The sequence below is a fragment of the Hymenobacter tibetensis genome (genome assembly GCF_022827545.1).
Classification (GTDB): domain Bacteria; phylum Bacteroidota; class Bacteroidia; order Cytophagales; family Hymenobacteraceae; genus Hymenobacter; species Hymenobacter tibetensis.
Genome location: NZ_CP094670.1, coordinates 58184 through 80683 on the forward strand (window position 1 = coordinate 58184; position 22500 = coordinate 80683).

Sequence of the window (22500 nt, forward strand, 5' to 3'; positions counted from 1 at the left end):
TGGCGCCGCTTCGCCTGACAGAACGATCATGAATAAATTTATCCAAGGCATCATTGCCTTTTCGCTGAAAAACCGCGGCTTTGTCTTCCTCATGACCCTGGTAGTGGTGGTAATGGGTGTCGTAAGCTACCGCAACACCCCCATTGAGGCGTTCCCGGACGTCACCAACACCGAAATTACCATCATCACGCAGTGGCCGGGGCGCTCGGCCGAGGAGATGGAGAAATTCGTGTCGGTGCCCATTGAAATTGCGCTTAACCCGGTGCAGAAAAAGGCTTCAGTGCGCAGTACCACGTTGTTTGGTCTTTCGGTGGTGAAGGTGATTTTCGAGGATGGCGTAGATGATGCCTTTGCCCGCCCCCAGGTATACAACCAGCTGCGCGAAGTGGACTTGCCCGACGGCATTGCGCCCGAAGTGCAGCCGCCCTACGGCCCTACCGGCGAAATTTTCCGTTACACGCTGGAAAGCAAAACCAAGTCGGTGCGCGAGTTGAAAACCCTGCAAGCGTGGGTGGTGGAACGCAACCTAAAGGCCGTGCCCGGCATTGCCGACGTGAACAGCTTTGGCGGCGAGGTGAAGTCCTATGAAATCAGCGCCAACCCCGGCCAGCTGCAGGATTTCAACCTTACGCCGCTCGACCTCTACAATGCTGTGCAGCGCTCCAACATCAACGTGGGCGGCGACGTCATAAACGAGGGCCAGCAAGGCTTCGTGGTGCGGGGCCTGGGGCTGCTCAACAACATCAACGACATCAACAACACGGTCGTCAAGAACGTGAACGGGGTGCCCATCTTGGTGCGGGACGTGGCCCAGGTGACAGAAAGCGCCCTCTCGCGGCTAGGCCAAGTGGGTCGGGGCTACGAGGACGACAAGCTGGAGGGCATTGTGGTGATGCGCAAAGGCGAAAACCCAACTGCCGTCATTCAATTGCTGCAAGCCAAGGTAGCCGAGCTGAACAGCAAAATCCTACCCGATGACGTGAAAATCAAGAGCTTCTACGACCGGCAGCAGTTGATTGACTTCTCCACCGATACCGTAATTCACAACCTGGTGGAAGGCATTGTGCTGGTTACGCTGGTGGTGTTCGTGTTCATGGCCGACTGGCGCACCACGGTTATCGTGGCGGTTATTATTCCGTTGGCGCTGCTGTTCGCCTTTATCTGTTTGCGCCTGAAAGGTATGTCGGCCAACCTGCTAAGCATGGGCGCCATTGACTTCGGTATCATCATCGACGGGGCCGTGGTGATGGTGGAGGGCTTGTTTGTGGCCCTCGACCACAAAGCGCATTCCGTGGGCATGGAACGTTTCAACAAGCTCACCAAAAATGGTCTGATCAAGAAGTCGGGGCGGGAAATGGGCAAATCCATCTTCTTTGCCAAGGCCATTATCATCACGGCTTTGCTGCCCATCTTCGCCTTCGAAAAGGTGGAAGGCAAAGTGTTTTCACCGTTGGCCTGGACGCTGGGCTTTGCCCTGCTCGGGGCATTGCTTTTCACCCTCACGCTGGTGCCGGTGCTGGTAAGTTTGCTGCTGAACAAGAACGTGCGCGAGAAAGACAACTTCTTTGTGCGGGCCGTCAATAGGGGAGCCGAGCGGTTTTTTCGTTTCACTTACGGCCGCAAAACCAGCAGCTTGGTGGTAGCCTTCGCCATCACGCTGGTGGGGTTGTTCAGCTTCTCGTTTCTGGGTTCGGAGTTCTTGCCGGAACTGAATGAGGGTTCGATTTATGTGCGGGCCCAGCTGCCGCTCAGCATCAACCTACAAGCCTCGAACCGCGTGAGCAACCAGATGCGCCGGGTGTTTATGAGCTTTCCGGAAGTGAGCGACGTGGTAAGCCAGACCGGCCGCCCCAACGACGGCACGGACCCGACGGGCTTCTACAACAACGAGTTCCTGGTGCAAATCAAGCAGACGCCGGAGGTGCAGAAAAAGATGAAGTCGAAAGCCTACCGCGAGGACCTTATCGAACGGATGAAAGGCAAGCTCGACCAGTTTGCGGGAGTGAATTTCAACTTCTCGCAGCCCATCACCGACAATGTGGAGGAGGCGGCCTCAGGAGTGAAAGGCTCGATTGCCGTGAAAATCTACGGCACCGACCTGCCCACGCTCGAAGCCACCGCCAACCGCGTGTACGAGGTGCTGAAAACCGTGCGCGGCATCGACGACCTAGGGGTGCTCCGCAATATCGGCCAGCCCGAGCTGCACGTAACTCTTGATGAGCGCCGCATGGCCAGCTACGGCGTAGACAAGGCCGATGCTAACGCCGTGCTGGAAATGGCCGTGGGGGGTAAGCAGGCCACGCAGCTCTACGAAGGCGAGCGTAAATTCCCCATCCGGGTGCGCTACGAACCGGAGTACCGGCAGACGCCAGCCCAAATCAGTGTGCTTCAGGTGCCCATGCAAAACGGCAAAACCATTGCCCTAAGTCAGATTGCCGACATCGGCCAGGTTACCGGCCCCAGCCTGATTTACCGCGACGACAACAGCCGCTTTGCCGCGGTGAAGTTCAGCATCCGGGGCCGTGACATGGGCAGCACCATTGAAGAAGCGCAGAAGAAAGTGAACCAGGCGGTGAAGCTTACCAAGGGCTACGAAATGAAATGGACCGGCGACTTTGAAAACCAACGGCGGGCCACCCAGCGTCTCGCCCAGGTAGTGCCCGTCAGCCTGGCCCTCATCTTCTTTATCTTGTTTGTGTTGTTCAGCAACTTGAAAGACGCCGGACTGGTACTGCTCAATGTGCCGTTCGCCATCATTGGGGGCATTGCCGCGTTGCTGCTCACAGGTACCAACTTCAGTATTTCGGCTGGCATCGGGTTCATAGCCTTGTTCGGTATCTGCATCCAGAACGGCGTGATTCTGATTTCGGTGTTCAAGCAAAATCTACTTCGCAAGGAGAGCCTCGACAAGTCCATCACCGAGGGGGTGATTTCACGCGTGCGCCCTGTGGTCATGACGGCCTTGATGGCCACTATTGGCTTGATGCCCGCGGCGCTTAGCACAGGCATTGGTTCAGAAACCAGCAAGCCACTCGCCATTGTGGTAATTGGCGGACTGCTCACCGGAACTGTGCTCACGCTGTTCATCTTTCCGCTGGTGTTCGAACGGTTCTATCGGTCGTTGCAGCCTGTTGAGTCCGTAGAAAGACAACCCGCCCTCGTGTCATAGCCAAGCCGGTGGTGTAGAGCCGTTGCGAGGAGACGTGCACCACGCTGCCGAATGAGCTGGCCGGTAGGGCTTGCTAGGTGCTTGGTTTGCGCCTTCAACGTAAGGTAAGCTGGCTGACGTTGCTTTTGGTATGTGGTTGCTGCTGTGGTGATTGAAATAGATTGTGTGACTGGCAGAACCGTTGTGTAGCTGGATGTGGCACCCAACAGCAACCACACCCTAAGCTGGACCGTATGGAGCCACTATGTCACAACAAATTATCGTGGATGAACCCTACGCGCTGGTCTGGGCAGACGAAGAGGTTCCGTGCATTATTGTCCAACTCTATTCCTTTGCAAACCGCATTCAGTTCAAGCAATTGATGAACGCCGGCTTAGCGCATTTCAAGGCGCATAGCTCAGTGAAACAGCGTTGGGGCTGGATTGCCGATACGCGCAACATGAGTGCTATTTCCAAAGAGGTGCAGCAGTGGCTGGCCGACGACTGGAACATGCAGGCGTATCGGGCGGGCCTCCGGGAAGTAAGCATTGTCACCTCCCACAACATTCTGGGGCAACTCGCAACCCAGCAGTACGCCAAACAAACCGTGGCCCGACCCGAAAAATATGTATTGGAGCCCGTGTACTACGATTCGCTGGAGCAAGCCAAGCAAAGCGTAACCAAGCAGTGCGCCACGCCCAACCAATAAAAGTTGCCCTAATACGTACCAGCAAAAAGCTTTGGTACCTTGGCCTCCGCCCTCATTCTCCTCTATGGAAACACTTTTTAGCACGCAGTACCTTCGCATTCACCTGCATCATACCACCCACAAAACGCTGGAATTGCAATGGTTGGACTTCGTGCCTAGCGCCGATTTCCGGACTTCCATCCTGGAGCTGATGCGCTTGGCCCGCCAACACCACGTGCGAGCCCTAATAGCCGATAACCGACTACTCCGCGCGCTGCGGCAAGCCGACTTGCAATGGAGTGGTGACCTAGTATTCAAGGGTCTCAGCGACATGGGCGCGCAGCGGTTCGCAGCGGTAGAATCGTTGGACGCCATGAATCGGATGGGCATTACCTCGTTGGTGGCAACCACAATTCCGCACACTCGCCTAACCAGTCAATTTTTCAACACCATCGACGAAGCCCGTACCTGGGCCACACAACCCCTGTAAGCGACACTATAGCAGCCACTTATCACCACCAAAGCCCTGTTGCGCACCCCGATGGTAAGGCTCATTGCCGCCATCAGGGTACGTAACAGGGCTTTTCAGTGGCCTTGCTGGGCGCTACTGGTTTAGTGGTTTACTCAGCCGCCTTTCGGCATTCCGCCGGTCACTTCCAGCAAGCTACCAGTGGAGTAGCTACCGTCTTGCGAGGCGAAATACACGTAGGCTGGCGCCAGCTCTTCGGGTTGTCCGGGCCGGCCGAGCATGGTTTCGTCGCCGAACTTTTTCAGGTCTTCCTTGAGCATCGTGCCCGGAATGAGGGGCGTCCAGATGGGGCCTGGCAACACTGCATTCACCCGGATTTTCTTGTCGCCGAGGTAAGCCGCCAAGCTTTTGGTGAAGATGTGGATGGCGCCTTTGGTGGCCGCATAATCAATCTGGTGCTTGTTGCCCACTATCCCAGCAATGCTACCCGTGTTGATGATGGAGTCGCCTTCATTCATGTATGGGAGCACCGATTGGGCCATGAAGATGTACCCTTTGATATTAGTATCGAACGTGCGGTGAATGTTCTCCTCCGGGATGGTCTCGAAATGCTCGTAGCCTTGCTGATACGCCGCGTTGTTCACCAGGATGTTGATGGCGCCTAACTCGGCGTTGGTTTGGCGGGCCGCCTCGCGGCAGGCGTCGCCGGAGCGTACATCGGCTTGAATGGCCAGAAACTTGCGTCCCTGTGCTTCCACCGCTTTGCCGACTACGGCAGCATCTTCGGCGTTGGTTTGGAAGACCACCGCTACATCAGCGCCTTCCATGGCAAAAGCCAACGCCACGGCCCGCCCGATGCCTGAGTCGCCGCCCGTAATCAAGGCTACTTTTCCTTTGAGCTTGCCGGCGGGCAGGTAATTCGACATATCCCAATCGGGCTGCTCTTTCATGTCCGCCTCGCTCGTGGGATACGCCATGGGCTTGGGGTTTATTTCGCTGTTGGTCGGACGCGGTTCGTTTTGGTCGGTTGTCATAGGTTGGAACGCTTGGGTTGTTGGGAAGAGTACGGAAAACACCATGCGCGGACTGGTAACCCCCAAATGTTGTTTGCACAACGGTTCAGTTAGTGCTCGTTTGGGTGCGAACCAGCTGCCGGCACATCAGGGGTTTCTTCGGGCCGGGAGGAGTGATGCGCATGTACGCGGCTGTCCTGGCCCGCCAGTTCCTGCTTGAGCCCATTCACCGCGCAGATAAACGACGAGTGCACAAACGTCTGGGGGAAATTGCCCAACATCTGTTCCCCGCTATCCACCCCGGCTTCTTCCGCGAAAAAGCCGAGGTCGTTCTGGTACTGCAGCACCGCTTCCAGAATCTGCTGGGTTTTGTCTAGCTGGCCGGCTACGGCGTAGTAGTGCGCCATCCAGCAAGTGCCAGCCAGAAATGCCCCTTCCTGGTGCGCGTCAAACTCTTCTAGCCGGCGCCAGTACAAGTTGTCGTGGCTCCAGTGCTGCTCGATTTCGCGAACGGTAGCCAGCATCTCGGGGCTGTCGGGGGCACAGTACGTCCAGAGCGGAAACTGCACCGCCGTAATGTCCACCTCCTGCGAGCCTGCATACACGGCATAGGCCCCCGATTCGGTTAGGCAATGCTGATTGACGTAGGCACGAATGGCCGCCGCCGCTTGCCGCCAGCGTTGGGCCTGGGCAGCGGAGTCGGCGTAATCGGCAATAAACTCCAAGCCGCGAGCGGCTAGCACTTTAGAGGAAGTGTAGGGCTTGGTAGCTCCTTCTTCCCAAATGCCATTGTCGTCGCGCGCCCAGTTTTCAGCCAGAAAATCGGCCACTTGCGCTACCATCTCCCACTCTTTTTTCTCGTTGAAACGGTCGTAGAGCAGCTTGGCTGCCAGCAGCACGTTGGCGTGGGCATCAAGTTGGAGCTGGTTGCTGGCAGTGTTGCCTATTTGCACCGGCCGGCTGTGGTCATAGCCGGCCAAGGCTATTTCGTGCAAGTCAGCGGGTCGTGTTTTGTCGACGGCGTAGAAGGGAGTAAGCTGCACTTGCTGGTTTTCGCGGCGTGCTTGGGCCAGAAACTCAAGAAAGCTTTTCTCGGGTTGCCCAACGGCGTCAAGTTGCAGCAGCGCGCTGACAATAAGGCTCACGTCGCGCATCCACACGTAGCGGTAATCATAGTTGCGCTGCCCACCCGGCACCTCCGGCAACGACGTGGTGGCTGCCGCAACAATGCCGCCCGTCTCCTGGTAGGTGAGCTGCTGCACCGCGCGAATCGAATCAACTACTGCTTGCTCGTACAGCCCCTCGTAGGGCAGCAATGCTGCCAGCTGGCGCCAGCCGTGCAGGGTATGCTGGCGAGAAGCCTCCAACCGCGCAGTTGAAAGTTCGGGCACGGCGGCGGCTGTTTCCGTCAGCACGGCCCACCCCGCCGCGCCGGCTGGTATCGTACATACCAGGGTATCGGCCACTTGCTGAAGAGGATGCGAGGCTTTCAGCCACAGCCCTAGCTCGGGGAAGTGAGCGGTGGTAGCAGCGGAGTCTAGCTCCACTGCGGTGGCCTGAAGGCCGTACTCGGCCCGGAGCCGCAGGGTAACGGTAAGCGGAGCCGGCGCAACCGAGAACTGCCGGCAAAGGCCCGCGAAGTCTTCGTTAAGCGGCATCCAATCAGTGAGGGAGAAAGGCTGCCCGGCAACGGTGAATTCAGTGGTAAGCACGCTGCTCCGCTCGACATACGTTCGGCTGATAAAGTGCTTGTCGGAACCGGCAACGGTCCAGTAACCGCCTTGCTCGGCATCAAGCAGCACCGACAAGACGGCGCTGCTGTCAAAGCGTTGGGGACAGTACCAGCACATGGTGCCTTGCTTGTCAAGCAGGGCACACGTACGCCGGTCGCTGACCACGGCCAGGGAATGAATGGCGGGTTGTTTTCTCATGGACAGTTGCTAAGTCAGGGAGGCGGTACCCAGAAAGAGCGACCATCACCAGCTACGCAGTACGGATACAGCGCATACGATGGATAAACCAACCAACAATTGGTGGGGCCGCTTGGCTGTTCTTGCTACCTGCCAGTTGAACCCAGGGGGCGTAGCCGATGGGCAGGGTAGAGGCGTTAACGCCGTGGCGCTCCAGGTTGCGGCGGCGCATTTTTGGGCGTACTGCGGGGCGCTTGGCTTCGGCGGTTAGGGGTGCCAGCAGTTGCACAAGGTGCCAAAGCCAACGCGGTGTAGGCACCACCTTTTTCAGATACTTGCCTCAACTGGTAGTCGGGTTGCACTGGTGGAGCGTTCTGTCAAGCTACCCTAGCATGCACCTGCTTAGTGCTTCCTGACTACGACCGTACGGCTTGCCACAGCCCCTGTACGTGCGGGCTTTTAAAGCGCAAATTTCGTTTCGGAGCCGGGGCTTGTACGCCTGCTACCACCTTGGCTAGCTCGGCCGCCGATACATACCCAACGCCCATGTGCCACTGCGGAAAGTGCCGACAGGTGATGGCCCGTTCGCGCACAAGCCGCACGCGTCGGTGCCGCCGATCATTCTTGATGGAGGCGAACAGCGCACATACTTCTGCCTTAGGGCCTTCTAATAACTGAAGAAATTGGCCTTCGGTGCACAGCAGCAACCCCGTAATCTGGTGGGCGGCGTTGTAGGGACGCGACCAGTCAAGAATGGCGCGCAGTTGCTGTAAGGTTGGTAAAAAGGGGGCTGCTTGGCTTTGATAGAACACTTGATACAGGTCCGATTCTGGCGCAACGCTGAGGTCGGGGAGAGAGTGGGTATTAAGTTGGGTAAGCTCTTCGGAAGTAAGGGAAGCACCTTCGTTTAGAGTTGAATAAGAGAGCAGCGGATCCATGGCTCGAAGATCGGCTGCCGTCCTTGCGTTGGCAAGCGCAACAGTAACACTTGGCGCGCATGCAGGTAAAGGAGTACCTTTCGGGGAAGAAGTTGGGCCTAGTAGATACTAGGCGACGTAAGGAGCCACCTTGTTGGGAGAGGCTGCCTGAAAAAATGGTCGTGGATGTGGTCCGTATTTATAGCGGAAACAATTCAGTATTCTTCTCCTTGCTAACCCTCCTGCAGTCGAGCAACTTTGTGGCGTACTCTTCCAGCTTTTTTGATGCGTGTCGAAGCCTTTTGTTCGGTGCTGCGTGGCTTTGCAGCCGATGGTTTCTGGCACAATCAAAGTGAATGTCCCATTGAGCTACGTATTTCCCTGGTTGAGCGCCAACAGGGCACCAGCCCCATGGGGCAGTATTGCTCTTAGTGCAAACTCCTGATGCAGCTTGCATCCCACACAAACTAGTTTTTCCCCGCTTTCAGATTTACTATGCTGATTCACCTGCTGCCCGACTCTGACGGAAGCCGCTGTACACTCACTTTCGAAGAAAAAGAGGGCTGGTTACGCGCCACGTGGCGAGGATATGTGGATCCATTAGAAGCCATGCGAGGGGCCGAAAACTACCTGACCAACGCCGAGCCATTCCACTGCCCGTACTTGCTCAATGACAACGTAGCGCTGCAAGGTCCCTGGTTTGATTCCGTGGAATGGTTGCAGCAGGCGTGGCTGCCTCACGCCCTCCAGATTGGCTTACACTACATAGCCCACGTCGTGCAGGCCGATACGCGCGTGGACGCGCTTACGCTGGCATTCCCTAAGCCCGTAACGGGGGCCGTGGAGTTGCAGATTTTTCACACGGTCGAGGAAGCGCAAGAGTGGTTGCGTAGCTGCCAGCAACCGCACACGGAAGCTGTCAGCTAGCAAAAAACTATTTAACGCTGAATTTCCTTGCGCTTTCTAAGCAGCAAATAGCAATGCTGCCGAAGAGGAAGCGGCAGCGAAAGTGCCTACCAGCAATTCCCCTATTAGCACAGCGTGGCCATTGCGTAGGGCGGCAGACCCAACGCTGTGCGAAACTGGCGTGCCATCAAGGGTAGTGTAGTCGGGCAGTGGCTGTAAGGCTTGAGGAGTAGCAGCTAAGAATAGAGCGAGAGCAGTGAGTTCCACGAGGCGAGCAAATAGGTAGGTGGTAGCGAATTGATGGCGTTTATGCCATCAAATTTCGGCGCAACCTAAGCCACATAAAAGGACAAACGGCTTTGTTTTGCGACTGGTATTATAGTAAGATAATATAACTATAATAATAAGAGCTGCCTCTTTGGGCCAAGCAACTGCCCACATAGACAGTAAGCTATTAGTGTGTGAAGTGCCCAAATAGTGACATGCACCTGCACTTCACCACGCCAATAAATAGTAAACTATACCTGCTCTGACATTCTCCCAAGGTTCGGCTAGCTAAGCTTCTTGCATCGAAGACGAAACAGGGTCGTTGGTAACTGTGCGGGTGTAGAGCCCTTTGAGGTTCTGATGTGCTAAAAGCAAGCAAAGCCCCTGGCAGAGGGGCTTTGCTTGTGACGCGCGTGCGTTGGGGCTGTAGAAGTGTGGTAGCGCTCTAGTCTGGCTTCAAGGGGTTTACCACTGGACCTTCTGCTTTTGCAGCCTTTAAGGGAGTTCCGTTCAGGGTGACGTCTTTGAATTTCACTTCCGGGTACTTGTTAGGGAAAGCCACTGTTTCGGCCGTGGCATCCACGTTTTTGAAGGTGATGTTGTCAACCTTATCGGTTGGGTTACCATTCAATACGGCGAACTGCTTGCACTTCACTTTGACGTTGGAGATGGTGATGTTGCGGATAGTGCCGAAGGGTTTTTTGGTGCTCCCCGCCATATCGAAAAACTGGGTCCAAGGCGAAAGCGTGACGATAGTACCGCAGCGGCCGGTTACGTTTTCAATGGTGATGTTCTCGTATACCTGGTAGGTATCGGGCCGCATCTTGAACAGCAGTAAAGGCCGGTCGTTTTCCACTTTGCAATTGCGCATGGTGATGCGGTTGGCGTTAATGCACTCACTGCCGCAAGTCATGGCTGCGTGCACTTCCCCGAACGTGCAGTTCTCCACCAAAACGTCTTCTATCGGGCCGTTTTCTGGTAGGTTTTGAGCGTTGGGCCCCTTGCCGCCCTTCATTACCACCCCATCATCGTTCACCGAGATGTAGCAATTACGAATGGTCACTTTCTTGCACACATCAATATCCACGGCGTCGGTGCTGGGCGCTTTCACCGGCCGGAAAGGCGACCGAATATCACAGCCCTCTATTAGCACGTTGTTGCATTGATACAGGTGCGTGGTCCAGAAGCCAGCATTGTGCAGCTTCACTTTCTCGATGGCCACGTTATTGCAGCCCCAGATAAAGAGCAGCCGGGGCCGATGCACCTCTAAATTGGTGGACGATTTGCCGAGTTTCTGCATGGAATCCCGGTGCGCCCAGAAGCTTTTCCAGAACCGCAGCCCGTTCCCGTCGATGGTACCGGGGCCAGTTATGCGGAAGTTGTTCACCTGGTACGCATTAACCAGGGCCGCGTAGTAATCCAGCTTCTGGCCCTCCATGCGCGACGGGCCCAGCGGGTAGTCTGCAATTCGATCAGAGCCCTTTAGCTTCGCGCCTTGCTGTAAGCGTAGCTGCGTGTTGGGCTTGAAAAACAACGCTCCGCTCAGGAACACACCTTTCGGAATAACCACTGTGCCTCCACCATCAGCGTTAGCCTTGTCGATGGTGCGCTGAATGGCCTGGGTGTTGAGCTGAGTACTATCAGTGCCCGCCCCGAACTGGGTGATGACGTATTCTTTGGGCGCGGCTACTTCTGTGCGTGGACTTTCAGCCCGGAAAGGCAGTGAAAAAGCGGTTAACACAATAGGAAGTAGTGCGAGAAGAACTTTCATAGGGCGGAAGAAAGGATGTATAGCACAAAGAAGCAGGTGCCCAGCGGGAGTACTGTTCTGTAGTTACCTGCTAACGGCGTTTACTTCGCCCGTGTGCCATCCTAAATGATGGTTGAAAGTTGGTTCTAAACACTAAGAACAGCCGTCTGGCTCTGCCCCGATGGCCAGCTAACGGATAGAAACTAGGAGTGTATGTAGTGCCTGGCAGTAGCGTTAAGCGGCCACGAAACTCATGGAACAGTACGACACCAGCTTCTTCATCGAACTAGCGAGATTAGAAAGCAACCCGACGAGGCAGTGGCAACCTGGCTAGAGTGCAAGCTGTGCTTAAGGGTGCTATGCCCTAAAAACCAGACGACGCCTCAGTGGATGGGCAATGAACTCTGGGCTATTCACTGTTGGTGCAGCTGCTTCGTCGTCTAGTGGGCCTTGCAGGCTACAAGCAAGCAGGGCACTGCAAGGAAGTGAGCGGGTGAGTGCTTGCTGCTACAAACACGGCCGAAAAGCCCAGGTTGAAGCCCGGTAATGAATAGGTGAACCCTTGTGTGCAGTAATTCAACAAGCGCGAGTTAGTGCTCGGTGAGCACCTACTACATGGTCACTTGTAGGGGCGAGGCCAGGCGTTGGGTGAAGTTGGCGAGGTAAGCGTCCCAGGCGGCAGCGGAAGCGAATTGCCCGCTTTTCTGCCAACCAAACCCCGAGTAGAACACTACCACATTTTGAGTAGGCTTGGTAACTATCCACAACTGGCTCTGGTCTTTTTCGGTGGTGCGGTGGTCTTGGTAATCAGTGATGTAGCGCGGTTCAGCCACCACAGCGGTGCCCAGATACGAGTCGTCAATCTTCTCCCAATACCGAAACCACCCGGCTTTGCGGTCGGCTTGCACCTCGCCTTTCTGCTCGTGCAGCGTCAGGCCGATGGTGCAGTTGGGTAGGGGCGTATCGGCTGACATGTGTTGCTCGAAGCGCGTCAGGTTGGAGCCGAGGTCCAGGGAAATGCGCTTAGTTTCGGTGATGGTGCGGCCACCCGCTTGCCAGGGGGCATACGTTAGCTCGAACACCGTGCGGATAGGCCCCGCAGCTAGGATTTTGTAGCTGGTGAAATTTCGGGAAGTGTACAGCTTCTTGTCAATCAGTACGCCCGTGCCACCCACGCCGCGGCTGCCGCCCACGTGGTAGGGGTCGTAGCCTTCGCCTATGTCGGTGTGGTAGGCGAACGGTTTTTCATTAACGTGGCGGCCGTACCACTTGTTGATGATGGGGTAGGGCACCCGCTTCAGCCAGCAGTCCATGCCGCTGGTAAGCGTGCCGCTTGGGTCTTTCTTGTCGGCCATTTGTTCGGCTACTGGGCCGTATGTACGGAATGCTACCCGGTCATTTTCCCAGGCAAAATCGTCGGTGCGCTCCGGCACGAAGCGAGCAAACGTGGTGCGTTCTGGGGCGGCGGCAGCGGGTTGGCCGGCCTCTACTGTGAATTTCTTCTGGCCCTTGGCGGGCATATCGGTCTGAAACAACAGTTCGTCGGGCTGGCCGTCGGCATCAAGGTCCAACACCTGACTTACCAGCGGCTGCTTGGTGGCGGCGTCGCGCACTTGCAGGGTGGTGGCACCCAGCTGACGAACTGCGGCCGGCAGCTTCGCCCAAGGCAAGCTGATGGTTTCGGCGGGCCGGGCGAAATTCAGCTTGTTGCGTACCGTAACGGTCAGCGCAGGCTTGGCTGGAACCTGCGGCGGCGAAAACGCTCCGAATAGCGTTGCGAAGGAAACAGGACCGAGAAACGAAAACAGAGAGACAACCATAACGTGAAGAGAATAAGGGCAGCAGCAACTACCAGCAAGTAAGCCCTAGCCGAACAAAAGTCCGCCCAATAGCCTGTTCGCAGCTAAACGAGCATGATCTTACAAGGCATGGTCGGTCTTGACATCTTGGCCCGACCAGATTTTCTTAGCGGTCCAGTCTTGGGCGGGGCTGGCCCAGAAGGCATCCGTGGCCGGCAAACCCAGTGGCAAGAACGCAGTGGAACACAAGTACAGGCTGCCCGTGGAAATGTAGCCCTCCCCGATGCCCGGCTGGTGCCCACACAACCCAATTTGCAGCCAGCCCTTGCTGTCGAAAGTGCCTTTGGGCTCCATGGTGCGCCGAATAACGGCGGTGAGGGCGCTTCGTGCTTGTCCGGCCGGTAGCTCCGGCGGCAGTTGCTGCTGCAACACTACCTGCGCCAAGTGCTGAAACGCTCCGCACCGATACGCCAACGACCGGCCAAACGCGGCAAATGACCCATCGGGGCCAATCAGGCGCTCCTGCACCAGAGCGTAGCGTTGAGCGCGGGCGCGCAGTCTTTCCAGCAACTCCTTGTTTTCCTTGCCCGCCGCTACCAAGGTGCCCACCACATCCAGCAGCATAGGTTGAATAACGTAGCTGTTGTAATAGTCCCAATGGAAGTCGGGCCCGTCGCCGTAGGTGCCGTCGCCCTTGTACCAGGTCAGGTGCTCCTTGATGGCGTAGTCCATGCGCATCAGGTCGCCGCTGCCAGTGAACTTCAGCAAGGCCGCTTCAATGATACCACTGAACAACAGCCAGTTGCTGTACACCGGCTTGATAACGCGGCTGCTTTGCAGGGCCGCAACCAACTGCTGCTGCGTGGCTTGGGGCAGCTTCTCCCAAAGCTGCGTGGGGGCCCGCAACAGAGCGTGCGCCAGAAAAGCCGCGTCAACCACTGGCTGTCCGCCTTGGGTGAAGTTCAGAAAATCCGGCGACTGAGGGTCTACGCCGCGGCTGATGGCCTGCCGGGCCCAGTCGGCGTAGCGTTGTTGCCGCTCTTTTTCGGCGGCGGGTACGTCCTGGAGTTCCAGCCACGGGGCCACGCCGGCCAACGTGCGGCCCAGCGCCTCCAAATACGTAACCTTGCGGCGGCCTTGTTCCTGGCCGGGCGCGGCTTCCACCGGCATCATGGCTTTAAGCTGGCCTTGCGCTGCTGCCTTCAACACGGGCTCTGCAATCTTGAGTAGCGTCGTGAGCCAATAGTCCCGGTCGGAGCCTTTGGCGGGGGAGGTGGCCGGAGCCGCGCCGCTTGCCCAGGAGGTGGGCAAGGGTAACGCCAGCACTGAAAGTCCGGCAGTGGCTCGCGCAACAAAGGAGCGTCTTTTCATAGCGTACAGATGGCTGGGGTTGCTTCCACTTGACAGCTTCCCGCTTGGCTTGCCCGAAAGGTACCGGTGGACCGGGCAGCGCTTACGGGCGTGGCGGGTGCCCCGTTGGCCGTAGCCTCTGCAACAGACCACGAGGCACCAGCAAACCAAAGAGAAAAACGAGAGCTATGCAATGTGGAAGGGAGTGGGAAAGCAGAAGGTAGGCAGCGGAAGATAACTCCAACGGTGAATTGCTGCCGGACAGAGCGTTTGGCGGGCTTGCCAAGCAGCCACAATAGTAGGGGCTGTTCGATAGAAAGTAGGGGTGCATTTTAGGAAAGTATGGGGTGCCTATTCGTCGGATGCTAACCCGACGCCATCCTGCTTGCTGTTATGCGAGAAATTTTCTAGCCCCATATGAATCGGGTGGGCGACCACCCCACTGGCACCACCATGCCTAGCCTGCCCATGCTGTTTCTCTTCAACGGATGAACTAAGAGTTTTTACCCTCCGCCGTTGAGCTAGTAGGAGGGAGGAGTTACTGGGTGAAAACGGGGTGAGTAAGTGGTACCACACCACGTTGTGCCAGCGCGCAGCACCTTGCTGAACTCGTTGCGTGATGAACTCCTGCGTCTGGCCTCCGATTGAGTAGGAAACAGTGCCTTTGTGCGGTAGTGGTAGTGTTTTTCAGGTGCCACTGGTCGGTGTATGCGGCTCGTATGCCTGTGATTTACAAGAAAATATGCTAATGGTGGTACTTCCGAAGCTTGCGCTAGCAGCACCGTAGCGCCGTGGGCTGGGTGAAGAATAATGAGGGGTATTTTGTCTGGGCTATCAAGGAAAAAGGGCGGTTTGTTGGAGCGGTAGCAGAATTTACCCCCCTCTTTTGGCGAAAACTCCCCCGCCCGTGGCCCGTGGGAAGACCTACTTTCGACGTATCGTTTTGTTCCCATTTTTCCCACCTCTTTCCGACCCAACCGGAAATAAGCTTCCACATGTATGAGGCTACAATCTTTACTTTTCTGCGGAACGCTGGTACCCTTGCAAGTTGTGCTTGCGGCCCCCGTTCCGGGCAGTTCAGTTACTGCCCCACTCCCTTCCTCCACCGTTGCCGATGTCACCATCAGTGGGCAGGTAACCGACGACAAAGGCGAAGGAATGCCCGGTGCTACCGTGGTCCTGAAAGGCACTACTATTGGGACCGGTACCGATGCCCAAGGCCGCTTTACGCTGGTGGTGCCCGAGAGCAACGCTAGCGGTACGCTGGTTGTATCGTCGGTGGGCTTCCTGCCCCAGGAAATAGCCATTGCCGGACGCACTTCGTTCAAGGTCCAGCTCCGAACCAACGCCCAGGCGCTGAGCGAAGTGGTGGTGGTCGGCTACGGCACCCAGAAGCGGGAAGACGTAACGGGCTCCGTCGCCTCGGTACCGACGGACCGCTTAGAGAAGATTCCGGTTTCCAACGTGGCGCAAGCGTTGCAAGGCGCTGTGGCGGGCGTGACTATCACGGCGCCCTCGAGCGTGCCGGGCAGCCAGCCCAACATTCAGATTCGGGGGGTGCGCTCCATTACGGCCGGCACCAACCCCTACTTGGTGGTGGACGGCGTGCCGTTTCCGGGCAACCTCAACGACATCAACCCCAACGACATTGCCTCCATTGAGATTCTGAAAGATGCCTCCTCGACGGCTATCTACGGAACGCGGGGCTCCAACGGGGTAATTCTGGTGAGCACCAAGCGCGGCAAATCGGGCAAGCCCCAGATTCGCTACAACGGCTACGGCGGACCCGAGTACATGGTCAACAACCTCCACCCGCTGGATGGGCCGGCGTTTTCTGAAAAGTGGCAGGAGTTTACCCGGCAGCGCGGCATCAACCTGACGCCGGTGCCCAACATTGGGGAGGTAGAAAACTACAATGCCGGCCGCACCACCGATTGGATGGACCTGATTCAGCAGCAAGGCTCTATCCAAGACCACAACGCATCCATTTCGGGTGGTACCGAAGACGTGAAGTACTTTGTATCGGGCGACTATTTCAAGCAGAAGGGCATCATCAAGGGCTACCAGTTTCAGCGCATCAGCTTGCGCTCGAATATTGATGCCACGCTAACGCCCTGGCTGCGCATCGGTACTTCCTCGTTCTACTCCACGTCCAACGACGATGGCGGCCGCGCCGACCTGAGTCTGGCGCAGGTGCTGAGCCCGTATGCCACGCCCTTCAACCCCGATGGTACCTACACTATTTTCCCGCAGCCGCCCGAGCAGCTGGTTAAAAACGCCCTGCTCGGCCTGACCACGCAGCGCGAGGACCGCGTCAACCAGCTTACCGGCACCGGCTACGCCGAGGTGGAACCCACCTTTGTGGAAGGATTGAAGTACCGGGTGAATGCCACGTACTCGTACCGGCCCGGCCGCTTCGCCAACTATACGGGCCGGCCGTTCGGGGACCTGCGCGGCACCGCCCAGCTCATCAACGACGAGCGCCAGAACTACACGGTGGAAAACCTGCTGTTCTACAACAAGACCATCGGCAAGCACCACTTCGACCTAACCGCTCTGTATAGCGCGCAGCAAAACCGCTATTTCACAACCAGCGAAACGGCCACCGGCTTCATCAACGACCGGATTGGCTTCAACAGCATCGGCTCGGGGGCCAACGCGCCCACCATCAGCTCGTTTAGCGAAGAGCGGACGCTGGTATCGCAGATGGGCCGCCTCAACTACAACTACGATAGCCGCTACCTGCTTACGGTAACGGCCCGGCGCGACGGCTCGTCGGTGTTCGGGGCCGATGCCAGCAAGTACGCCACGTTCCCTTCGTTAGCCTTGGGCTGGAACGTAGCCAACGAGGCATTCCTGAAAGACCAGGAGACGGTGAACACACTGAAACTGCGCTTTTCGTATGGCACGACGGGCAATGAAGGCATCAACCCGTATCAGACCATCACGGGCAACGCGCTGCTGCAATATGCGTACGGCGGGGTGTCGGCTACGGGCCTGCGTGCCGACCGCATCGGTAACTCGCAGCTGAAATGGGAGCAAACCACCAGCGTCAACTACGCCGTGGACTTTGGACTCCTGAAAAACCGCATTACGGGTACCGTGGAGTACTATAATGCCAAAACCGAAGACCTGCTGCTCAACCGCCAGATTCCGATTGTTTCGGGCTACAACACCATCCTCGACAACGTGGGTTCGGTGCGTAACCGAGGGATAGAAATGAGTTTGACGACGGCCAACGTGCAGACTCCCGATTTCACCTGGGAAACGACCCTGAACGTTTCGGGCAACCGCAACCGGCTGCTAAGCCTGGGCTACACCGACGCCGACGACATCGGCAACCGCCTCTTCATTGGCCGATCGTTGGGGGCTGTGTACGATTACGTGAAAACGGGCGTGTGGCAGCAGGGTGAAGACCCCGCCGGCAAAGATGCCGGCGCCAAACCCGGCGACCTGAAGTTTGAAGACCTCAACGGCGACGGCCAAATCACCAGCCTCGACCGCAAGTACCTCGGCACGACGCTGCCCAAATGGCAAGGCGGTATCACCAACACCTTCACCTACAAAGGATTCAGTTTGCGGGTGTTCATCCGGACGGTGCAGGGCGTGCTCAAAAACAACAACAACCTGAACTTCTTGGACTTAGGTGGCCGCCTGAACATTCCGGAGGAGGTAGGCTACTGGACGCCCGCAAACCAGAGCCAAGACCGGCCTGGCCTGAGCTACATCAACCCCCGCGGCTACGGCTTCCCCACCAACGGCAGCTTCACGCGCCTTCAGGACGTAACGCTCAACTATGCATTCCCGGCCCCATTGGTTGAGAAACTTAAGCTCGGCGCGCTGTCGGTGTACGTGAGCGGGCGCAACCTCTATACCTGGACCGATTGGGTGGGCTGGGACCCAGAGCAGACCTACACCCTCGGCAACGGCACCGGCAACATCGACAACCCGGTCAGCCTGCTTACCTCGTCCACCAATTTCAGCCCGACTACCAGCGTCAACAGCGGCACCGCGGGTTCCAACCCCAACTTCCCCACTGTGCGCACGTTCGTGGTCGGCCTCAACATTGGCTTGCGCTAACCCTCCCACCCCGATTTTATCACTTCAACATATGAAACGTTTTGCGTTAGCATGTACGGCTTTGCTGGTCACGTCCCAGTTGATAAGCTCTTGTAAAGATGATTACCTGGATGAAGCTCCGGCTTCGCTCTACACCCCGCAAGTGGTGCTTGTGGACTCGCTGGGCTTTGAAGCGGCCATGGCGGGTTTACAGTCGGTGGTGCGCGAGCAGTACACCCGTTCCGACGAGCAAGGCTTGCTTGGTATGATGCAGCTCGGCACCGACGTAGCCATTCCCGGTCAGGTGCAGGGCGCCGAAATACCCTATTACAACTACACGCTGCTCAACTCGCAAGACCAAGCCTCTGCTGTTATGTGGAGCTGGGCGTACCGCACCATCAACAACGCCAACCAGATTATCCAGGGCACGGCTACGGCGCCCGCTACGCTGCGGCAGGGATACAAAAACCGGATCAGCGCCGAGGCCCGCTTCTTCCGGGCCTATGCCTACGACTTCTTGGCCACGCTATGGGGCGACGTTCCGCTGATTGACGTTCCGGTTAGCTCGCCGCGCACCGACTTCACGCGGAGCCCCGTCGCCACGGTCAACGACTTCATTGCGGAAGACCTGAAAACGGCTATTCCGAATTTGTTTCTGGCCAACAAGGCCGCGTCGGGGCGCATCACCCAAGCAGCGGCGCAGCAGCTTCTGGGGCAAGTGTACCTGCGTATGAACCAGCCCGCGCTGGCCGAAGCACAGCTGCAAGCCGTTATTTCGAGTGGGCTGTACCGGCTCGTTTCGGCCCGCTACGGCGTGCGTTCCATGCAGCCCGGCGACTACTTCTCCGACATGTTTGTAATTGGCAACCAACGCCGTAGCCAAGGCAACACCGAGGTTATCTGGGGAATCGAGCAACAGTTGTTGGTGCCCGGCGGTACTACCAACGCCCAGCAGCGGCGGATGTGGGTGCCCGCGTACTATAACATTAAAGGCATGGCGTTGGCCGACTCACTCGGGGGCCGCGGCCTGGGCCGGTTGCGCCTCAGCAACTGGGTGGACTATCGGCTGTATACCACCCCCGACATGCGCAACTCGAAGTACAACCTCAAGCGGCGCTTCTACTACAATGACCCCACCCAAACGGCTACCTTCGGCCGGCGCGTGACGGGGTTGTCGGGCTCGGATACCATCTACAACATCACGCCCTACACTACCAAGTGGAACCAGTTCGACCCCGCCGACACGTTTGGCTTCGGCACCATTAAGGACATTACCATGATGCGCCTGGGCGAAACGTACCTGTTGCTGGCGGAGGCGCAGTTCAAGCAAGGCAAGCTGGCCGAAGCGGCTGCTAGCGTCAATGCGCTCCGCACCCGCGCGCAAGCCCCTCAGGTAACGGCCAGCCAAATGACGCTCGACTTCATTCTTGATGAGCGGGCGCGTGAGCTGATTGGGGAAGAGCAACGCCGTATCACGCTGGTCCGCACCGGCACCCTGGTGGAGCGTACGTTGCGGTTGAACGGTGCATCCGTAACGGGATTGACCACCAAAAATCTGCTGCTGCCTATCCCGCAAACGTCCATTGACTTGAATAGCGACGCTCCTCTAGGTCAAAACAACGGGTACTAATCTAACATGCAGCAGGCTACTCGTTGGTAGCAGCCTGCTGCATGTCTTAGCTTCGAGGCTGAAGCAAATCCTTCTAGCTCTGCTTGGGCTCTAAGTGAGGAGCCAGGTCCGAGGTCCGGCAAGCAACGGTACATTACTGGCAATAATCGCAGTGCGCTACGGCCGGCGTGCTGCCGGCCGTAGCGAAACGTGCTATCTGCAATAGGCAAGGTAGTTCCTCCCACCAACGCCCCGGTTATCCGGCGCGGCAGCTTCACCCTAAGCAAGCTCGCCGATACCTATTTCGACGTGAGCCAGTGAGGCAAAGGAGTGGCTTAACGGCCCCAACTTGGGCCGCTACTGGGAAATCGGCCCTCAGCAACCCCTGCACGTGCCGGCGGAGTGGCTGCAGAAAGGAGCCAACGAAGTAGTAGTGCTGGAAATGCTTGAGCCCCAGCAAGACAAGTTGGTGGGCGTGGAAAACCCATTCTGGAAGTAGTAAAAACCGACGGCGAAGTCCGCCGCACCAATTAAACTTGAAGATCCTACCCCGTTTTCTTCCGGAAGCGGGGCGCGTGTTCCTTCAACTGCTCATCTGGCACCCCTCTCTCGGAAGAGGTGTGTAGGGGCTACTTACTTTCTTACACCAAGTCGGACTCAATGAATTCTCATTCCTCGAAAGCAAGGATATACAGTGTACTGCTAGCGCTGCTAAGCTTCAGTTGGGGCCAAACGGTTGCTCAAACGGCCAGCCTTATCACCAACATCGACCACCGGGCTACCACTAGCCTGAATGGGAAGTGGAAAATCATCGTCGACCCCTACGAAACGGGCTTCTTCAGCTACCGCATGACCGAAGACCCGAACGGCTTCTTCAAAGACCGCAAGGCCAAGGATGCCACGGAACTGGTCGAGTACAACTTCGATATGTCCGATGAGCTGTATGTGCCTTCCGACTGGAACTCGCAGCGGGAGGATTTGAAGCTCTACGAAGGCACTATCTGGTATAAGAAGGCCTTTGACTACGCCAAGAAAGCCGCCACCAACCGCGTGTTTGTGCACTTTGGCGCCGTCAACTACGATGCGCATGTGTACCTCAACGGCAAGAAAATCGGCCGCCACGTAGGGGGCTTTACGCCATTCAACATGGAAGTCACGGACCTGCTGCAGGAGAAAGGCAACTTTCTAGTGGTGAAGGCCGACGACAAGCGCCTAAAGGAAGCCGTGCCTACGCCCAACACCGACTGGTGGAACTACGGCGGCATCACCCGCGACGTGAAGCTGGTGGAAGTGCCCGCCACCTTTGTGGAAGACTACACCGTGCAACTCGCCAAAGGCAGCCTCAACAAGCTGGATGTGTGGGTGAAAACCAACGGCACCAGCCCCCAACCCGTCACGGTCAGCATTCCGGAAGCCAAGGTGAAGCTCTCCGGCACCCCCGACGCCAGCGGCATGGTGAAGCTGACGAGCAATGCCAAACTTAAACTATGGTCGCCGGAGAGTCCGAAGCTGTACAAGGTGCAGATTACGAGCGGCAGCGAAACTGTGGAAGATGAAATTGGCTTCCGCAGCATCGAAACCAAAGGCGCTGATATTCTGCTCAATAAGAAACCGGTGCTGCTCAAAGGCATCTGCATTCACGAAGAAATGCCGACCCGGGGCGCCCGCGCCTACAGCATGGAAGACGCCCAAACCCTGCTCGGCTGGGCCAAGGAACTAGGTTGCAACTACGTGCGCCTAGCGCACTACCCGCACAACGAAAACATGACCCGCCTGGCCGACAAGATGGGCCTCATGGTGTGGTCGGAAATTCCGGTGTACTGGACCATCGATTGGGCTAATCCGGCTACGCTGGCTAATGCCAAGCAGCAGCTTACCGAGATGATTACGCGGGACAAAAACAAGGCGTCGGTGGTGCTTTGGTCGATGGCCAATGAAACACCGCTCAGCGACAGCCGCCTCAACTTCCTGAAGAGCCAGATCGAAACGGCCCGCCAGCTCGACAATACCCGCCTGATAACGGCTGCGCTGGAAGTGCACAACGCCACCGAAAACACCATGATGATTGACGACCCGCTGGGCCAGTACCTCGACGTGCTCGGCTGCAACGAGTACATCGGGTGGTACAGCCGCAAAATCGAGGACTGCGACAACATAACCTGGAAAACCACCTACGACAAGCCCCTTATCATCAGCGAAACCGGCGCCGACTGCGTGGCGGGTATGCACGGTGCAGCCACGGCCCGCTTCACCGAGGAGTTCCAGGACAACTTCTACCAGCACCAACTGGCCATGATCAAGCGCATTCCTTTCCTGCGCGGCGTCACCCCTTGGATCCTGGCCGATTTCCGCTCACCCCGCCGCCCCCTACCCGGTATTCAGGACTATTGGAACCGCAAAGGCCTGATTTCCGACCGTGGCGAACGAAAAAAGGCGTTCTACACCCTCCAGAAGTTCTACGCAGACTGGAAGCTGAAGTAAAAGTGGCTGAACAGGCAGTAGGCAAAAAACAGTGACGTTCAGGTAGCAACTGGCTACCAATACCATACACTACGTACTGTGCGGCGTCGGCCGTAGCATCCGGACTTGGGTTGCGCCCATCGTAATGGGGATGG

At 57.3% G+C, this 22500-nt stretch carries 16 protein-coding genes; 9 read left to right on the forward strand and 7 right to left on the reverse strand.

Features of this window, described 5'->3' with window-relative positions:
• The first annotated feature begins 28 nt into the window (after positions 1 to 28).
• The 3 genes from MTX78_RS23310 (at position 29) to MTX78_RS23320 (ending at position 4326) form a co-directional block, all read left to right on the forward strand.
• The gene (locus MTX78_RS23310) at positions 29 to 3169 is read left to right on the forward strand and encodes an efflux RND transporter permease subunit (protein ID WP_243803110.1); all 3141 of its coding nucleotides are present in this window, start codon (positions 29 to 31) and stop codon (positions 3167 to 3169) included.
• A gap of 244 nt (positions 3170 to 3413) precedes the next feature.
• Positions 3414 to 3857: a hypothetical protein gene (locus MTX78_RS23315; protein ID WP_243803111.1), complete on the forward strand. Its 444-nt coding sequence runs from the start codon at positions 3414 to 3416 to the stop codon at positions 3855 to 3857.
• A 64-nt stretch (positions 3858 to 3921) separates the two neighbouring features.
• Positions 3922 to 4326 (forward strand): hypothetical protein, encoded by a 405-nt coding sequence (locus MTX78_RS23320; protein ID WP_243803113.1) that lies wholly within the window; start codon positions 3922 to 3924, stop codon positions 4324 to 4326.
• A gap of 134 nt (positions 4327 to 4460) precedes the next feature.
• On the opposite strand, the gene MTX78_RS23325 is transcribed toward MTX78_RS23320, so the two are convergent.
• Together MTX78_RS23325 and MTX78_RS23330 are read right to left on the reverse strand one after the other, a co-directional pair.
• The gene (locus MTX78_RS23325; protein WP_243803114.1) at positions 4461 to 5339 is read right to left on the reverse strand and encodes an SDR family oxidoreductase; all 879 of its coding nucleotides are present in this window, start codon (positions 5337 to 5339) and stop codon (positions 4461 to 4463) included.
• A gap of 89 nt (positions 5340 to 5428) precedes the next feature.
• A complete protein-coding gene (locus tag MTX78_RS23330) occupies positions 5429 to 7249 on the reverse strand; it encodes a glycoside hydrolase family 15 protein (RefSeq protein ID WP_243803115.1) in 1821 nt (606 codons plus the stop codon).
• Positions 7250 to 7328: 79 nt separating this feature from the next.
• Here MTX78_RS23330 and MTX78_RS23335 point away from each other — a divergent pair, with 79 nt between their 5' ends.
• Complete coding sequence (locus MTX78_RS23335) at positions 7329 to 7499, forward strand: hypothetical protein (protein WP_243803116.1); 171 nt, start codon at positions 7329 to 7331, stop codon at positions 7497 to 7499.
• A gap of 145 nt (positions 7500 to 7644) precedes the next feature.
• Here the strand turns inward: MTX78_RS23335 and MTX78_RS23340 are convergent, their stop codons facing one another.
• A complete protein-coding gene (locus MTX78_RS23340) occupies positions 7645 to 8166 on the reverse strand; it encodes a BLUF domain-containing protein (RefSeq protein ID WP_243803118.1) in 522 nt (173 codons plus the stop codon).
• Positions 8167 to 8640: 474 nt separating this feature from the next.
• Here MTX78_RS23340 and MTX78_RS23345 point away from each other — a divergent pair, with 474 nt between their 5' ends.
• Positions 8641 to 9072 (forward strand): hypothetical protein, encoded by a 432-nt coding sequence (locus MTX78_RS23345; RefSeq protein WP_243802976.1) that lies wholly within the window; start codon positions 8641 to 8643, stop codon positions 9070 to 9072.
• Positions 9073 to 9108: 36 nt separating this feature from the next.
• Here MTX78_RS23345 and MTX78_RS23350 read toward each other — a convergent pair whose 3' ends face one another.
• The 4 genes from MTX78_RS23350 to MTX78_RS23365 all read right to left on the reverse strand — a co-directional run bounded on the left by MTX78_RS23350 (position 9109) and on the right by MTX78_RS23365 (position 14238).
• The gene (locus tag MTX78_RS23350) at positions 9109 to 9318 is read right to left on the reverse strand and encodes a hypothetical protein (RefSeq protein WP_243802978.1); all 210 of its coding nucleotides are present in this window, start codon (positions 9316 to 9318) and stop codon (positions 9109 to 9111) included.
• A 445-nt stretch (positions 9319 to 9763) separates the two neighbouring features.
• Positions 9764 to 11089, reverse strand: coding sequence for a glycoside hydrolase family 28 protein (locus tag MTX78_RS23355; RefSeq protein ID WP_243802980.1), 1326 nt, complete (start codon positions 11087 to 11089; stop codon positions 9764 to 9766).
• Positions 11090 to 11679: 590 nt separating this feature from the next.
• Complete coding sequence (locus MTX78_RS23360) at positions 11680 to 12888, reverse strand: DUF4861 domain-containing protein (protein ID WP_243802982.1); 1209 nt, start codon at positions 12886 to 12888, stop codon at positions 11680 to 11682.
• 99 nt (positions 12889 to 12987) lie between these two features.
• Positions 12988 to 14238 (reverse strand): DUF2264 domain-containing protein, encoded by a 1251-nt coding sequence (locus tag MTX78_RS23365; RefSeq protein ID WP_243802984.1) that lies wholly within the window; start codon positions 14236 to 14238, stop codon positions 12988 to 12990.
• A 978-nt stretch (positions 14239 to 15216) separates the two neighbouring features.
• Between MTX78_RS23365 and MTX78_RS23370 the strand changes: the two genes are divergently transcribed.
• The 4 genes from MTX78_RS23370 to MTX78_RS23385 all read left to right on the forward strand — a co-directional run bounded on the left by MTX78_RS23370 (position 15217) and on the right by MTX78_RS23385 (position 22366).
• Positions 15217 to 18297, forward strand: coding sequence for a SusC/RagA family TonB-linked outer membrane protein (locus tag MTX78_RS23370; protein ID WP_243802986.1), 3081 nt, complete (start codon positions 15217 to 15219; stop codon positions 18295 to 18297).
• A 31-nt stretch (positions 18298 to 18328) separates the two neighbouring features.
• Complete coding sequence (locus tag MTX78_RS23375; protein ID WP_243802988.1) at positions 18329 to 19906, forward strand: RagB/SusD family nutrient uptake outer membrane protein; 1578 nt, start codon at positions 18329 to 18331, stop codon at positions 19904 to 19906.
• Between the two features lie 328 nt (positions 19907 to 20234).
• Complete coding sequence (locus tag MTX78_RS23380) at positions 20235 to 20384, forward strand: hypothetical protein (protein WP_243802990.1); 150 nt, start codon at positions 20235 to 20237, stop codon at positions 20382 to 20384.
• A 161-nt stretch (positions 20385 to 20545) separates the two neighbouring features.
• A complete protein-coding gene (locus tag MTX78_RS23385) occupies positions 20546 to 22366 on the forward strand; it encodes a glycoside hydrolase family 2 protein (RefSeq protein WP_243802992.1) in 1821 nt (606 codons plus the stop codon).
• The last annotated feature ends 134 nt before the right edge of the window (positions 22367 to 22500 follow it).